Here is a 15,892-nt window from a genome sequence, read left to right as displayed (position 1 = left end):
CTATGTGGACATTCGAAAACACTGCACAGGGTCATTCTCAACGTAATGAAGCGCTGCGTGTCGCACTTACTGTGACGATTTGTATGGTGTTGGGAAAGCTACTAAACCTAGACTCTCCCGTTTATCTGGCGTTGTATCCAACCATCATTATGACCAAGAACAAAGATTACTCTTGGCTTGGCTTGATCCGTACCTTGGCACCCACTTTATTGGCAGCAAGTACAGCGTTGGTGGTGACTGAGGTATTTTCACAGCATCCGTTTGTGGTGTGGACCATCAGCCTGTTCTTCTTCGACTTTATGCGTCGTCGAGCTACTACGCCGGCGAAGAAAGGTAAAATGTTGATGCCAACCTTCAACTGGATTTTGATTGTGGTGTTTGCTCAGCACACCACCATGGATATGCCGATGCGTATTCATGAAATTTTGGTATCCATGTTGATTACCATGGTAGTAGCAAAAGCCATGGTGGCTCTGTTCCCTGTTAAGCAAGGAAGCAAGCCCCCTGTATTCAAAGAACAGCCTGTCACATTTGAGAGCAGAGCAATTTCACTCGCTTTGATTGGTCTCGGTTTGGCATTCTTGATGATCGTTGACATCATCTCAGCAACGTTCTGCATGGTGCCAGTGATTGCTGCTGCAACCCAAACCACACACAAAAGCTTTATCGACGTGGTTGACCGCCGTTTTCAAACTCAAGTAGGCGGCTGTGCAGTAGCCGTGGTGTTCACCTTGTTGATGGCAGGGCATCAGTCTACATTTGGTTACTACACCATAGTGTTGGGTTTCTTTGCGTTTATGATCACCGCATCAATGGCCAAAGCGAAAGATTCAGCCAGAGACGTTCATGCCGATGCGTTATTAGCGACCATGCTGCCGATTCAGTTGTATATGACCAGTAGCAACTTAGGGTTGGAAAGTACCTTCCTACGCGCTTGGGAGCTGGCTGTGACTTTGTTTGTGCTGTGGGCTTTGTGTCATTTTGTTCGTAAGCCTAATGGTGAAGAGCCGGCACTAGTTCGCTAATAATCAAATCCGGCCAACCGATTATGGTCTGATTTGATTGCGCCTTTCATAAAATTAAAAAATGCTTTTACTCTGGCTGAATCTTCTAAATCTTTATGAGTCATCATCCATAGGTCTGTATTTTGGTGCATCACTTCCATATCTACTCTGTGCAGAGTTCCCTTACTGTTACCTAAAAAGCAGGGTAAGTAGGCTAACCCCATCTGATTTTCAGCCGCGATGATCAGGGGCTCAAAAGAGTCGGCTTTCATGACAATTTTGTCTTCCGAAATCAGTTCAGAAACCTGTAGCGAAGCACTGCCTCTATGCATCATTAACCAAGAAGCAGACTTTAAGGGGTGCTTACTCTTAAGGCCATTTATATATTCTGGCGATCCGTAAACACCAAAGGCAATTTTACTTAACTTGGTCCCAACCAAATGGGCTGGTAACTCATTTGCCGGGCGAATCGCGATATCTGCATCTAGGTGTGAAATATCCAATTGACGAGATGTGAGGCTGAGTTCTAACTGAATTTTTGGATAAAGCCGATGAAAAGCAGCCAAATGAGTACCCAGAATGAGGCGAGATAACGCATCGGTCGTCGTTATTCTTAGCGTTCCTTCTAGCTTCAATTCCTGTCCAAAAACCTTGTGTTCCAATTCTCTTACTGTGGATTCGATAGCGAGAGCTGACTCCAGAAGCTTTTGTCCTTCAACCGTTAGTTTGTATCCGGTAGGAAGTTTGTGGAAAATTCGTAATTTGTGACGATACTCAAAGGCGTCAATACGACGTAAAACGGTGCTGTGGTTTACACCAAGTGCTCTTGCCGCGGCCGACAGGGATCCTTCATTCGCCACTGTTAGAACATATTGTAGGTCATCCCATCTTATGTTGTGCATTTGCGCATATCCAACGTGTTCAATTAGTGAGTTTACCAAAAATTTAGCACAGCTATAGTTATCTCAACAAGGCAACAAACAGAACTGAAGTTCAAAGCATGCACTGATGGCACTTTTAATCTCCCACGCATTGAGCTTCAACATTGACAATCAGGAGAAAGAAAATGTTAAAGAAAAATCTACTTATCGGTCTAGCGAGTCTTCTGGCTTTCTTTCAAATCACTCCAGCCCTTGCAGATGAAACAAAGGCAGTCGATTCAGCAAAGACACTAGAAACGGCTCAAGCATTTTTATGGGCGGCAGGCTCTGGTGATATGGAAAAACTAGAAGTATTAATGGCTGATGATTTTGTCTGGCACAACGAAGGTGACGCCGACATCCCTTGGATCGGTAATTGGGAGTCAAAAGAAAAAGTGCTCAACACTTTCTTTCCTCTATTTGGCGCAGGTTTGAAAGTCACAAGCTGGTCAACAGACTATAGTTTTGTAAACGGCGACCAAGCAGTATTTATGGGCAGTATGAGTGCCATTGCGAATGAATCTGGTGTAGACACGGATAAATTCAGCTGGGCGGTTCGAGTTCAGGTTGAAGATGGCAAAGTGAAGAGTTGGAACTGGTTTGAGGATAGTTACGCAGTATCTAAAGCTTATCACGCCAAACAGTAACCACAGTGACCAATTAGGTTGTAAAGGCTCGATATGCTGTAGACGTATATCGAGCTTAACTTGGTTTTGAATAGCGACGCGATGGTAGAGCCGATTTAACAATCCGGCAGTTAAAAGGGCACCTGAAACTATCTTCATCAGGGTTTCAGCGTACGAGCCAAATAACGTACTTTGGCACTATTAAGTTTGGAGCAACTATTTATGAGCAATAAGCTAGCAAATGCGACTAATCTGTATTTGGAAGGTATCCGCGATGGTCATGCATTAGAGGCGGTAACGAAGTATACCGGTCAACGTTATACTCAACATAGCACTGGGGTACGCAATGGTATTGATGGTTTTGTTGAGTTCTTCGAACCCTTCTTAAAACGCTGTCCTGTTAGAGACATAAAGATCATACGCTCAATCGTCGATGGCCAATTCGTGTTTGTTCAAGCATTCCAAGACATTAATAATGGCGAATATAAGTGGGTGACTACGGATTTATTCGATACCGATAATGACGATAAAATTATTGAACATTGGGATGTAATTTCTGCCTTCGAAGCTCAACCAACGGAAGGGGAAGGTCGGCTGCAAGGGCCAATCAATCATACTGACCTAGATAAAACAGAAGAGAATAAAAACCTTATCCGTGATTTTTTATGTGATGTCATGGTACTAGGGCAGAAAGACAAGCTATCAAAATACCTCCAGCACGAAGAGCTAGCTGTTTATCAAGCCTCAGATGTGAGCCCTTTGGAGAGTTATATTGGTGGCTATGACCATGTGTTTAAGATTGTCGGTCAAGGTAATTTCGTAGCAGCTTACAGCCGAGTTATTGAACATGGTCTCGAGGTTGCGCGTTTTGATCTTTTCCGAGTTGAGGGCGGTCAAATTAAAGAGATATGGGTAAACCAAGAGCCCGTGCCACCAAAAGCAGAATGGGTGAACGGCGGAAAGTTCTAGAGTCGCTTTAAGGGGGTTACGCCAATAATGCTATCGCTAAAACAAACCGAAAAATGGGCATCCTTGCTAACCTTACTTGTTGTGTGTGTTTAACTTGTTAAATCTTAGCCAACATGTTTTGCGATGGAAGAATATTTACACTGTTTTACAACTTGGCTTAACGCTCAACAATGCAATCGCGCCCTTGAGATTTTGCGTCGTAGAGGGCGTTATCCGCTCTTTTAATTAATGAATTCCAGTCATCGTTTATGAGGGCTTGAGTCACTCCAATGCTGACGGTATACGTGCCAGAAGAGAGCTCTTGATTGGAGTTGTGTTTTGCGTGGTTCCTTATTCTTTCAGCTATCTGCATTGCTTGAACTTTATTCGCTCTAGGTAACATGACCACAAACTCTTCTCCACCATAGCGAAAGCAGAAATCGCTTGTTCGGCATGTATCTTCAAGAATTTGACCAAAGTGCTTAATCACATCATCTCCCTTGTCATGACCATAGGTATCATTAATTTTTTTGAAGTGATCTAGGTCGGCCATCAGTACAGAAATGTCACTCTCTCGGCCTGGTTGAACAAGCTTAGGTATCAGCTCTGCTAAGCCTCTACGGTTATAAAGGCCGGTTTGTTCATCAGTGATCGATGAACGATAGGTTTGCTTCAGTAAACGATCAGTTAAGATCCAAAACACTGAAAATGCGAGGCTAATAATTGTGATTGTCATGATAACGAAAGACAATTTATGAATATCTGATATCAGGTAATAGTTTGAATTCGTTCCTTTGGTATGAGCAAGTACCCCCCTAATTGCCATATAGAGAATGTTGATAAACAGGGTCAGGTTCAACAGGCACTTTGCTTCTCTGTTATCGTGTTTTTCCCCTGAATAGTTTGCACAGAGGGCTAAGATACATATTGTCACAACGAGAATACTTCGAGCCTCGATTCTAGAAGTAACAGAAGGCGCAATTATGGCGCTATAAAGGAAGAAGCTAATGCCAAGGGAGCTAATGATGATTGATATTACGAGAAAAGACCGACTTGCTCCTCGTAACACGGTTATGCCGACGAGTAATAAACCAAAAGCCGTTGCGTATGCACCATTGGAAAGAAAAACGATGGATTCTGAAGATTGAGTAACGCCGAATGAAAGTGGGGTAACACTGGCTCCTAACAGCAAAGCAGCATAAGCAATATAATTTACCCCTAACGTGGTGCCTGCGAGTATATATTTATGCGTTAACAACATAGCACTCGCAACCGTGGCTGCTAACAAAGAGGTATATATAGCTAAGGTGTGTACATCCATGAAATCACCAACAACGTAAAAATGAACTCTCTCAATTCAGTATTGCGCAATTTGTATTATGAATGTTTAGTAGTTAATCATTATTAAACCATATGCTGATGCAGATCAATTTATGCTCAGGTGCATTGGCAAGCGTCGGACAAGCGTTGGGCAAGGTACGAGTTATTCCAGACCCCAACCTTGGCTTTGTTATACCTTTATTTTAGATTCTCTAAACCCGATGTATCGACGCCTTTTAAGGTGTCTTTTGCTACGTCATCTAAATCCGTCGTTGTCGATTCTTGAGGATAACCAGCAGCGGCACCTTTACCGATCGCTGTTGCCTCTACTTGTAGTTTTTTCCCCTCAGATTCACCCGCGATCCAGCCTTGCTTGTAGTCACTGTCTGATTCAAAACGCTTTCCATCTTTTATGTAGTTTTCGAAGCTATTGCCGCTTTCTTGCATGCCGCTATGCCTACCATCGTGAAAGCCCTGGATGTAAGAGGTGTTGTGACCACTCTCAATCAACGCACTATCACTTGTTCCGCATCCGGACAAAATAAAAACCAATAAGATTACAAACAGTTTATTCATGCTCAAAGCCTCGGAACTCAGTCGTCTAAATGATAAGAATAGACCAAGATCATCTCGCAAAGGCATAACCGCTTTCTAGGCAGGAAAGCTTGTTTGAGAATCATGATATTCAAAACTTGAGAGAGTAGAGTTACTACTGCCTTATTAGATCTAGAACGATAGCAAATCACTGGTCGGTAATTTGCTATCAAACTCAGAGTGAATATTCGTTGTGTATATTGGAAAACTTAAAATTTAAAGATCAAGGCGAGAAGACTTATTGCTTATTTGAACGGTTAGCGATAAAACTCAATATCACGACCGCAATACTAAAGCCCACAACACCCATCCAACCCGCACGTTCAAATGCCTGAATTCCAACAAATGAACCAAACGCACCACCGAGATAGTAGCCAAGCATATAAATACCGTTGATACGACTTTGAGCTTGTGGGTCAATTGAGAATACGCGTACTTGGTTCGATACTTGAGCGCTGAATACCCCAAGGTCAATGAGAATGATACCGACGATCAATCCAACCAATGTGTCAGCGAAAAGCCCCGATATAACAAAACCAGCAGTAATAATAACTAACGCCATACTGATCATATTTCGAGATCCAAACTTGCTTACCAGTGACCCTGAAACTTTGGCACCAATTACCCCAGCAAGTGCAATAACACCAAACATTCCTGCCTGTTGTGCATTGTAATTAAACGGAGATTCACTGACATGCAGAGCTAACGTCGCCCACAGCGCATTGAACGAAGCAAACCAAAGCGCACCAGTTAAAGCGGAAGTACGCAGTGTCGCATGCTGCTTAACTAACGTGGCCATGCTCGCAACAAGTTTAAGGTAAGGTATTTTAGTTGTCGGCGTGTTCGTCGGTAAAAAGGCATACAGCAACACACCAAAGACCATCGCAATACTTGCTGACATCATAAATACCGCGCGCCACCCAAATTGCTCACCGATGAACCCACTGAGTGTACGTGAAAGCAAGATGCCCACAGTTAGGCCTGTCATTAATGTGCCAATGACTTTCCCTTTCGTTTCAGGAGTACTTAATGACGCTGCAAATGGAATCAGTTGCTGAGTGATGTTGGCGCTCAAACCAATCGCAAAACACGCAACAACCAGAGCCACTAAGCTAGATGCAGTAAACGCGACAAAAGATGACAACACCAACATGACAGATAAGATCGCTATTAGGCGTCTGCGGGGTAACGTGTCTCCTAATGGCGATAAGAATAACAATGCCACGGCATAACCAATCTGACCTGCAGTTGGCACTGCGCCTAGCTGTTCGCTTGTTAACCCTAGCTCTGCGCCGATCTTAGGTAAGATAGGTTGGTTATAATAAAGGTTCGCAGCAGTTGCCGAGACTGCGCTCGACATCAGTAATAAACGTCCTGTGCTCAACACTTCTGTAGTCGCTTTTGACATGGTGACACCTTAGCTTTGGTTCATCGTTTTAATGAATGATTTCGATGAGCTAAGTCTAAGGTTAGCGATTGAATAACAAAAATAGCTATTTGATTTAAATTCTATACAAATCTGGTATAGATAACTTTCTAAGCCATATTTTGTTGAATCGCCTCAATTTCACTCTGTACTACGGCAATAAATACTCTGGCCGTGGGGGATAGAGTATGCGAATGGTGTGTCATCACTAATGGCATTTCTACATCCACAGATTCGAGGTTAACAAATACACAGCCCTCACTGCGTAAATCGCGAATTGCATGCGGAGCGATAGAGACACCCAAGCCAGAAGATACTTGGGTTAACACGGTTTGCATGTTGTTGGGTTGTTTTTTTATATTTGGAGAGAAGCCAGATAGGTCACATTGAGTAATGATCGAGTCAAATAATCCTACCGCTTGTTCACGTTCAAATAAGATGAAAGGGTCTTGCTGCAGTTGTTTTATTTGAATGGTGGAGTGTTGCGCCAGTTCGTGGGTGACGGGCAAAACAGCGACAAGCTTATCTGTGTAAATTGTCACCGAGGTGTAATCATCCACAAGCAGGTTCGGCAGTGGGCGAGAGAAGCTAATATCGATCTCTCGTTTGTCCAGAGCTTCGATTTGTTCGGAAGCCGTCATCTCAACAAGATCAACATCAATATTGGGGTTTTCAGCAATATACTGTCGAACTAAACGAGGCAGAAAACTCAGAGTTGCGCCTCCAAGATAACCAATCGTTAAAGTACCTATACAACCAGAAGAAGCTCGAATCGCGGACTGTTTCGCTTGTTCCGTTTGTTCGATGAGTTTTATCGCGTCTTTAAGTAAGTGCTGCCCTGCGGCGCTAATGACGACTTCGCGAGATGTACGGAAAAATAGGCTCACTCCAAGTTCATGTTCAAGGCTTGTGATATGCCGGCTAATGGCAGGTTGAACGGTATTCAACTCTTTTGCAGCTTTTGAAAAACTGCAATGTGTCGCGACAGCCACAAAGCTTTTTAGTACTTTGATTTCCATATAGCCTCAATATAAACCTAGGTGATAAAAAAGCGCTAACCTGCGCCTATATTGCTTTTATTATCAATCACAAAGACCTTGCTAGCAAACCTTAGGGTAACAACGCTTGCAAGGCTTTGGTTACTTGTGAGAGCGGGGCGATAATCCTACGTATTCAGCTTTCTAGCTTATTCGTTTTCAAACTTTTAGTTTTCGAGTTCTTCGTTTTCGAGATTGCGCCGAACTAAGTCGTGCATTTGTTTTACAGTCATCAGTGCTAACCAGATGATCTCTTCTACTGATTGCTGACCGGCTGTTGAAGTTGGATGTTCGGCATCTGTTTTGTTAACCAGTGTCGGCAGCTCATGGACGCGGTTATCACGAATGGTATTGATCAAGGCGTCCATAGCATCATGAATCAAACTCTCGACTTGTTGCGAGCCTTGGTATTGCGTGCCTTTTCTGACCAGTGGAATCAGTAAGCAGAGGTAATGGCTTAACAATCGATAGTGACTCAGCATATCTTCATAATAGTGAGGATCGGCGCGAGTGTGTTTTGGCTCTTGCTGCATCTCGTTGTAAATCAGCTCAAGGTCGCTTTCAGCGGTTAGCATAGCGGCACGTTGCTTGGTTAGCGCAGTATGGTCATGTTGTTCGGTGCCAATTTGCAGCTGTTCATAGCAATACACAAATAAGCTTTTTGAACTATCAAGTGCCTTTAACGCTTGAGTGTGGATCTCTTTGCCTCGCCATTGCGGCCATAACAAGCTATATCCGAGCAGAACAATCGCACCACCGACCACGGTGTCGATAACGCGTGGCGCGGCAAAGTCGAGCCCTTGGTGCGCCATGGTCTGATACACCAAAATCAATAGCGCTGTAATACAGCCAATGGCTAGCGAGTAATGGCGCATAATATTAAGCATCGCGACAGGCAAGAGGATGACAATAAGCGTATACATCGCGGTCGTCGGTACACCAATGTGAATCAAAGAGGTCGCGAACAGTACACCAAGCGCCGTACCTAAACAGCGTTGCCACGTTTTACTGCGTGTCGCTAAGAAGCTTGGTTGAATCACCATTAGCATTGAAATCAGCACCCAGTCAGGGCGAATTAATTCATAGTATTCTGCGATGCCGGCACCAAGGGAAAACATCAAACCGACTCGGGCAACGTGGCGCCAAATAGGGTTATCTCGTTTGGGTAGGCGAAATGATAATTCGAACGGTTGTACTTCAAATGACCGTTCATACGCGGGTTCACTCAATTCAATACGACGTGAGATGTGTTTTACGGCGAATGCCCAATAACGGAAGCGAGGCTGATCTTCTAGCTTCACCGCCTCAATCAAGTCATCAGCTTCTTGTTCTAACAAGCTCAAGTGCTGTATGTCTTCATTGGTGTTGTGCAGAAGTTGCTTGGCTTTATGTTTTAACCTTTGCTGGCAATGTTGGCTCCAAACTAGCAGTAAGTCACGGTTGTGTTTATTGGATTGAAATTGTTTTAACAGATCTGGATTGCTGGTGTGGCTGCTTATTACGACTTCAAATGTATCGATAGCGAGGAATAGTGCTTCCCGAAGCTTGTTAGCATCGTCATGTTTAGAGCGGAATGACTCAGACTGAAGAGCCTGTTGGAACAGTTCGATTAGCTGATACTTGATACGTCTTTTTGACGCTTCATTTTCCCCACCTAACAAGAACTCTTGGCGATATTGAATGTAGTCTGCCAATGCCTCGTAAATTGCTGCTAAGCACACACGTAACGCATAGTGCTTCCATAACGCAAACCAAAGCCAGCTAAACAGAGAAAAAGTAAGGGGGCCAAGTACCAGCATCGGGTACAAGCTTAACGCCGTGTTGGAGTTATGAAGCGACAGACTGACGACAGCAATCAGGAGGCTAGACATACCAAGCCTCGCCCAGAATGGACCGTTTACCGCCGCACTGGCTAGCAACGCACCCATTGCACCATAAGTCACCCATAAAGGCAGTCCGCTTTTCAGCAGAGCGTAACTGACGGCCAGAGTCATGCCCCAAGCGGTTGCGGTGATCGTAAAACGTGTCCATCTCCTTGGCCCGGCGGCGTCGAGGCCACTAATCAGAGCGGCTGGCATAGTCATCAGCGCGGTCATGGCGATAGTGGTTTGATTCGACAGCACCCCTAAACCGAGAAACAGCACAATGGCACTGGTGGCGCGAAGCCCAAGGTTAATAGAAGGGGAGTACCAGACTTTACGCAAAATGGCAGGAGAAAACGTCATAGACCCTCGTTATTTGTTTGAACTTAATGAGTGTAACGCCAAATCTGTTTCCGCGCTGTCTTCAATCACAGATTGATAAATTAAAGCACAACAAACCTTTAGGTGAAATTCGACTCACCACACCTTCCTAGCTTTTCCTACCTGAGTCAGTTGGCTCTATGCTCAAACAGAAGCTACATTTGATTTTATAGCTCAAACTTTTTAGCCACAGAAAAGACGGATATCGACCAATATGGTGGGCAATTATTGAGCACCCGAGAGGTAAAGATAAAGAGTCCGCCAATAAGTTTCGAGGCTCTTTTCGCTTTTTACAATCCTTCATTTCAGCCTCTTCTATGTGGACACAATCAACTAGCTAAATGATCTTAAATGGATGAACAAGGACAGTGAATCATGCCAGATAATTTGAACAATTCTTTGGAAATAACAGGTGACCCGATAGACGACAAACAACTTTTCTTTCTTAGGTTTTTTAGTGAAGTAAGTATCGATGACACAGTAAAAACACCTGAGCAAATCAGAAAAAATAGAAAGGTGCTGAACAAAGTCAGAAAAATAACGAATGAGGTGAAGGACCTCTCAAAGTCGAATGATAGCGATAATGGGCAAGCGGTAGGTGACACATCAAATGAGATCTTCGCTCAGGTAAACAGGACGTTTCAAGGCGTTCCTGGATTGGAGTTATTACCTTCAAACCTATTTACCGAGATGAAACCTTTGATTTTTGACTTAGTGAGCGATGTTTGGGAAGAATTTGCTCCTTTCATTAAAGACACCAAAGGGATAGTTCAAGGCGCATATAAAGGCGTGAAGGGCGTTTCCCTCTATAAGAAAGCGACCAAAGTGATATCGGTAGCGGATAGCCAAGGGCAGATGACGCTGAGAGTGGTGAGAAGAAAAATCAAAGCGACTGCCTTAGAGGACGGGTTATTGGAGTTTTCTTTTAATTCCGCAACGTTAGTGGTCAATATCGTTTCTTTGGGTACTGCCTCACCTGCGACAGCCATAGCAAGAGCGGCGAAATCAATTTGTCAGTGGTGCGTTAATTACATTTACAGAAAGATTACTATTGCCCGATACAAAGCTTTCCAAAAAGAATGCCTGAGAATGTATCTGAACAAGAGCACTATTACTGGCCTAGCTTGCTGTACGTTTTTCAACAAGAGCATCCAAGATATACCAGTTGTCGCGATGATGTGGATTTTACATCCTTTAGTCAGCTCTAAAGAAGAGGTGCTCATTGGCGTGTTGGATCTGCCAGCTTATAAGAAACGTTCGCTCATGAAAAAGCACATGAGAAAGCTCAAATATAAGTTTAAGAAAGAGCCCGATAAGTTTGCGACCTATGCACCAGGTAGTGAACTTGCAGGTAAGATTTACAAGTCTTACGAAAAAACCAGAAAGTTTGCCCGCAAATACATCACTAAATCGGGTATTGAATTCGTCACGATGGACACTATCTACGTGGCTTATTTAGCTCAAATTAAAGATGGTGTGAGTTATCTCAATACATCAAAAGATGAGTTCGACAAAGCGCTAAGCAAAAAAGACAAGTTGAAAGGTAAACTCAAAGAAGTAAAAGAATACTTGTAGCGGAGCACCAAGTTCGCGGAGTTTTAAGTTAGCAGCGCAGCAAGGTTAAAGCTAGCAATCTTAAAGCTAGCATCCTCAAAGGTAGATAGCTTGGTAGCCGATGGAATCAGTCGACAACGAGATTCGACTTAATCCTACCTTCTCGCTGCGATTGTATTCATTGATCAAGTGGTCAAAGCCATAGGCTGTCGATGGGGCCATATATTGAGTTATGCCTTGTTGTGTCGCCGTTATTCCATCATGGCCATGACCGCAGATCACATCACGAACGCGATATTTTTGAAGCACGCTCATCACATCAGCATCGTTCTCTAGGCGGATCGCTTTCATCCAATCTGCCCCGACTGGAAGGACAGGGTGGTGAACAACCACGATAGGATCATGGGTCTTTCTTAATTGTTGTTTTAGCTGAGCCATGCCGCGGTTATCAATACGCCCTGAACCAAGTGGGTGACGGCTGTCTAGCGGCTTGAAGCTTGAGTCTAGGAATACAAATTCTCGTTCACAGATAGTGGCTTTGTCGGTGACGCAAATCGTCGAGCCTTTTAGCTCTGTGCGCATTAAGCGAGAGTCATCATGATTACCCGCAATCGCGTAAATGGATTGAACGCCGATGTGTTGCCTAATGAACGCCTCTAATCGAACGTAGTCGCCAGATTTTGGGTTACAACAAATATCACCAGTCAGAAAGATGGTCTTGCATGCAGTGTCTTTGCTGACGTATTCCAGTGCTCTGCGTAGGTTCTCATAGCTGGATTCATCGGAAAGGTGGCAATCACTGATTTGGTACACGGTATTCATTGTTATGGTCCGGTCATTCGATATATAGAATTAAAGGTGATAGAAAAATGCCTGCTAAGTCAGCAGGCATTTATTGGTGTTATTTCGCTTTTGATGCGGCATGGTGTTCAATCATAAACGCAATGGCTTCATCGCTTAAACAAGATTTACTCACATATTGGCGCTGTTTACCGATATGCAGGATAAAACCAAGATCGGTCTGCTCAAGTTGGTCGATGTCACTCCACGCGATAGCGTTGGTCGCTTTGTGGTTTTTGTAACTTACTCCGTTAGCATCACCTTGAAAGACGATTTTGCTGCCTGCGCCTGAGCTGATCTTTTGTCGCCATAACCACCAGGTTCTTTTGCAGTACACACTGAATGCTTCAATCACACTCAAAACAATAAAGAACCAGCCAACATAGCCGTTAGGTAATAGTTCAAACTCCAGCAGAACCACACCAAAAATAAGAAACAGTATTCCTTTTAAGTAGGCTTTTGGAAATTGAGTCGGAAGGCTAGTTTGATCATAACACTCCGCGAAAAACGTCTTGTCGAGTTTGTATTCTGTAGTGAAACCGGGTTCTTTAGACATGTGAGGCTACTTTAATGCTTCTTGTTAATGGGCTTTCTTTGAATTGGTATTTCATGCTGCGATCTAGCAACTCGAGCATTGTATCGCTTCTCAGCACTTTTCTTTAGCGGTTTTATTTCTCTTTTGTAAATCAATAATACCGTCAGGGTATGCTGTGGTTAGTACAATATCTTGATGCCTTAGGATTGGCAGACAAAACCCAAGCAGCTGGTGGCTATTGATTGGGTGAAACTCGATTAAATAGCATCCCAGTAGCATGAGTTCTTGTCGTTTGTGCTGCTGAATTTGTCTGCTAGAAAATCAATTACGACCCTGACTTTTGCCGCTAGATTATCAGTATCAAGATAAAGGGCACTGATCGATTGTTGCTCTAAACTGGTCGAAACTTGGTAACCGTCTAGTAAAGGGACAAGTTGACCACTCTTCAATTCTTCGCCAATTAGCCAAGTAGGGAAGACGACAATTCCACTTCCACCGACCGCACTCGCGACCAGCGTTTCTGCATTGTTGCTGTAGAGTGATCCTGAAACTTCATACGGCTCTAATTTATCTTCACCAATAAACCAGCGTTGAAGACCATTTGGTCCCTTAAAGACTAAACAGTTATGTTGTTTGAGTTCTTCAGGCGTAGTTAAAGTGCCATAAGATTTTAGGTAGTTTGGACTCGCTGCCATGACGTAGCGCTGCTTAGCAAAACGTTTCATCCTTAATGAAGAATCTTGCGGCACACCAATGCGGATCAGTAAGTCGATAGATTCAGCAGCGGGGTTTACAAATGCATCCGTCTGCTGGACTTCCACCTTGAGAAGTGGATACCTTTCTAGCAGTTCCGCGAGATATGGCGCGATGTGGAGCCGACCAAAGGCAACCGGCGCGCTTATTCTGACGGTGCCGCGAGGCGTGTCTGCACGCTGTTCAATGCGTTCGACAACCGATTCATACTGATTGATGATTTCGGTGCAATGCTTGTTAAATGCCACACCTTCATCAGTAAGAGAAATTGAGCGTGTATGACGATGTAAAAGTTTGGTTCCGACTTTCTCTTCGAGCTGCGCCATTTTGCGAGACACCGACGATGGTGTCATGTCTTGGCGACGTGCCACCTCAGAAAAGTTGCCAAATTGGGTGGTCATCAAGAACAGTTTTATTTCCAATAAAGAGACATCGTAATTCACAAGCTTTCTCCTGCTTTTATTAGTCAAAGATTACGTTCTAAACATAAAAAAAGGCAAGCTAATAGTTAGCTTGCCTGAAGGTTCATTTATTATGCGGTGAGGATATTATCAGTAACAATAAAGTGTGCATCCTCGCTGAAAGATTGGAACTGCTCGACAATCTTCTGCATCTCTTGAGTTTGAATATCGTTAAGAAATGCTTCTTCAGAATCAATTTGAATAATCTCAAAGTAATCCCAGGGTAACGGCTTATCTTGACCAAACATGCTGATGCCTTTGAAAACCTCGAACGATGAAACACTACTGAGTTTGTTTACCGTCGGTAGATCTGACTCTTTGGCCCATTGAAGATATTGAGTTTCATCCGTGGTTGATTTTAGGTTAAAGAACACGATGATGGTTTTAGCTGACATGCAATGTTTCCTTGGTAAGGTGAGTCGTAATATTGTCTTTTGCTAAAGGTGCTTCTAATTCGGTTTGTATCTGGCGATTGGCGATATAAATACAGACCAAGGCGCACGCAATGCAGACCATGGCAGCAATACGCCAATAATTCAGTTCAATGGGCGTATTCCCAAGCCAACCTTGAGTATCGATTATCAGGCTCATGATCATCTGGCCTAAAATGGTGGCAACAGTGGCAATCGCGACACCAACCTTTGGCACTGCCGCTACCATGACTATCATGTAAAAGATGCCAAATAGTGCGCCTGCGAGTTGCCATTTAGGTACCGATAACAGAGTTGCGTCATAACTTGGTTCAAAGAAGAAAATCAGTAAACCCGTGATAACGGTTCCCATACTAAAGGTCAGTAGGGAGCTTTCAATCACACCAACTTTTGCCCCCAGTTGACCATTAATTGCCGCTTGAGCACTCAATGCCATGCCTGATGCAATGGCGAGTAAAATAATCAGCGTCATGATTGTCCTCCTAAATACACAAAACAGAGAGCGAGGAATATGAACCCCAAACCAAGCAAACGTAGTGGGTTAGTCGCTTGTTTTGGCATTGCAAACCAGCCGAAGTAATCAATCGCAAAACTCTTAGTGATTTGACCAAGCAGGACGCAAACCATCGTCATAGCGACCCCTAAAATTGGTGTCGCTAATGTAAGAACGACCACGTAGATAGGCCCCAGTAAACCACCGATAAGCTGCCATTTTGGAATGGTATTCCAAGCTTTGAATTGTCCATTCGGTGTGAAGTGACGAATCATCCAAAGCAACGCAGTACCAACGCCAAAGATGCTCAAGGTGGCCCATAAATGGCCAACTTGTTCACCTAAAGGGCCAAGTAAGCCTGCCTCGAAAGACAAGCCCATACCCGCGATCACAATCATCACGATAAAAACAATGTTCATCTTGGGTCAAACAACGCAACAGAAGCACGATTTGCATGAGCTTTATTTGCATAAGCTTTGCCGTTTGGATAAGACACAAGTTCTAATTGCATCCCCCAAGGTGCCATGAAGTAAACCCAAGATTCTCCTGCAGTAGGGCCTTCAGTCATGGTGGTTGCTTCTCCGAGCACTGTGATGCCTTGGTCTTTTAGATACGCTATCGCGGCATCCATATCCTCAACATAGAAAGCAAGGTGGTGACCACCAATGTCGGCGTTATTTGGTGCTGTTTTACTTCTTGCTACTGCG

The 15,892-nt window shown here is 43.9% G+C and carries 17 protein-coding genes; 4 read left to right on the top strand and 13 right to left on the bottom strand.

The window, feature by feature from the left end; translation table 11 throughout:
• Window positions 1-2: 2 nt before the first annotated feature.
• Window positions 3-1,025, top strand: coding sequence for a DUF2955 domain-containing protein (locus MSG36_RS12485; RefSeq protein WP_248368123.1), 1,023 nt, complete (start codon window positions 3-5; stop codon window positions 1,023-1,025).
• Here the strand turns inward: MSG36_RS12485 and MSG36_RS12480 are convergent.
• Window positions 1,022-1,906: a LysR family transcriptional regulator gene (locus tag MSG36_RS12480; RefSeq protein ID WP_248368121.1), complete on the bottom strand. Its 885-nt coding sequence runs from the start codon at window positions 1,904-1,906 to the stop codon at window positions 1,022-1,024. The genes MSG36_RS12485 and MSG36_RS12480 overlap by 4 nt on opposite strands.
• A gap of 164 nt (window positions 1,907-2,070) precedes the next feature.
• Between MSG36_RS12480 and MSG36_RS12475 the strand changes: the two genes are divergently transcribed.
• On the top strand, window positions 2,071-2,571 hold the full coding sequence (locus MSG36_RS12475) for a nuclear transport factor 2 family protein (protein ID WP_248368119.1): 501 nt from the start codon (window positions 2,071-2,073) through the stop codon (window positions 2,569-2,571).
• 201 nt (window positions 2,572-2,772) lie between these two features.
• On the top strand, window positions 2,773-3,519 hold the full coding sequence (locus MSG36_RS12470; protein WP_248368117.1) for a nuclear transport factor 2 family protein: 747 nt from the start codon (window positions 2,773-2,775) through the stop codon (window positions 3,517-3,519).
• 157 nt (window positions 3,520-3,676) lie between these two features.
• Here the strand turns inward: MSG36_RS12470 and MSG36_RS12465 are convergent, their stop codons facing one another.
• The 5 genes from MSG36_RS12465 to MSG36_RS12445 form a co-directional block, all read right to left on the bottom strand.
• On the bottom strand, window positions 3,677-4,819 hold the full coding sequence (locus MSG36_RS12465) for a GGDEF domain-containing protein (RefSeq protein WP_050634525.1): 1,143 nt from the start codon (window positions 4,817-4,819) through the stop codon (window positions 3,677-3,679).
• A 197-nt stretch (window positions 4,820-5,016) separates the two neighbouring features.
• Window positions 5,017-5,394, bottom strand: a complete 378-nt coding sequence (locus tag MSG36_RS12460) for a hypothetical protein (protein WP_248368115.1) — start codon at window positions 5,392-5,394, stop codon at window positions 5,017-5,019.
• 256 nt (window positions 5,395-5,650) lie between these two features.
• Window positions 5,651-6,820: an MFS transporter gene (locus MSG36_RS12455; RefSeq protein ID WP_248368113.1), complete on the bottom strand. Its 1,170-nt coding sequence runs from the start codon at window positions 6,818-6,820 to the stop codon at window positions 5,651-5,653.
• Window positions 6,821-6,948: 128 nt separating this feature from the next.
• A complete protein-coding gene (locus tag MSG36_RS12450; protein ID WP_248368112.1) occupies window positions 6,949-7,857 on the bottom strand; it encodes a LysR family transcriptional regulator in 909 nt (302 codons plus the stop codon).
• Between the two features lie 185 nt (window positions 7,858-8,042).
• Complete coding sequence (locus MSG36_RS12445; protein WP_248368111.1) at window positions 8,043-10,100, bottom strand: FUSC family protein; 2,058 nt, start codon at window positions 10,098-10,100, stop codon at window positions 8,043-8,045.
• Window positions 10,101-10,493: 393 nt separating this feature from the next.
• On the opposite strand from MSG36_RS12445, the gene MSG36_RS12440 reads away from it, so the two are divergent.
• Window positions 10,494-11,693, top strand: a complete 1,200-nt coding sequence (locus MSG36_RS12440; RefSeq protein WP_248368110.1) for a hypothetical protein — start codon at window positions 10,494-10,496, stop codon at window positions 11,691-11,693.
• 75 nt (window positions 11,694-11,768) lie between these two features.
• Here MSG36_RS12440 and MSG36_RS12435 read toward each other — a convergent pair whose 3' ends face one another.
• The 7 genes from MSG36_RS12435 to MSG36_RS12405 all read right to left on the bottom strand — a co-directional run bounded on the left by MSG36_RS12435 (window position 11,769) and on the right by MSG36_RS12405 (window position 15,852).
• On the bottom strand, window positions 11,769-12,494 hold the full coding sequence (locus tag MSG36_RS12435) for a metallophosphoesterase (RefSeq protein ID WP_248368109.1): 726 nt from the start codon (window positions 12,492-12,494) through the stop codon (window positions 11,769-11,771).
• A 79-nt stretch (window positions 12,495-12,573) separates the two neighbouring features.
• A complete protein-coding gene (locus MSG36_RS12430; protein WP_048617387.1) occupies window positions 12,574-13,068 on the bottom strand; it encodes a YcxB family protein in 495 nt (164 codons plus the stop codon).
• 236 nt (window positions 13,069-13,304) lie between these two features.
• Window positions 13,305-14,243, bottom strand: a complete 939-nt coding sequence (locus MSG36_RS12425; protein WP_248368108.1) for a LysR family transcriptional regulator — start codon at window positions 14,241-14,243, stop codon at window positions 13,305-13,307.
• Window positions 14,244-14,332: 89 nt separating this feature from the next.
• Complete coding sequence (locus tag MSG36_RS12420) at window positions 14,333-14,656, bottom strand: hypothetical protein (protein ID WP_248368107.1); 324 nt, start codon at window positions 14,654-14,656, stop codon at window positions 14,333-14,335.
• On the bottom strand, window positions 14,646-15,164 hold the full coding sequence (locus MSG36_RS12415) for a DMT family transporter (protein ID WP_017072040.1): 519 nt from the start codon (window positions 15,162-15,164) through the stop codon (window positions 14,646-14,648). Before MSG36_RS12415 ends, MSG36_RS12420 begins: the two co-directional genes overlap by 11 nt.
• Window positions 15,161-15,604, bottom strand: coding sequence for a DMT family transporter (locus MSG36_RS12410; RefSeq protein WP_248368106.1), 444 nt, complete (start codon window positions 15,602-15,604; stop codon window positions 15,161-15,163). The genes MSG36_RS12415 and MSG36_RS12410 overlap by 4 nt, the downstream gene beginning before the upstream one ends.
• The gene (locus tag MSG36_RS12405; protein WP_348983448.1) at window positions 15,601-15,852 is read right to left on the bottom strand and encodes a VOC family protein; all 252 of its coding nucleotides are present in this window, start codon (window positions 15,850-15,852) and stop codon (window positions 15,601-15,603) included. The genes MSG36_RS12410 and MSG36_RS12405 overlap by 4 nt, the downstream gene beginning before the upstream one ends.
• Window positions 15,853-15,892 lie beyond the last annotated feature (40 nt).

Origin of the sequence: Vibrio sp. 1CM8B (genome assembly GCF_023161685.1) — a bacterium.
Classification (GTDB): Bacteria; Pseudomonadota; Gammaproteobacteria; order Enterobacterales; family Vibrionaceae; genus Vibrio; species Vibrio coralliirubri.
This window is presented reverse-complemented; position numbering and strand designations above follow the sequence as displayed.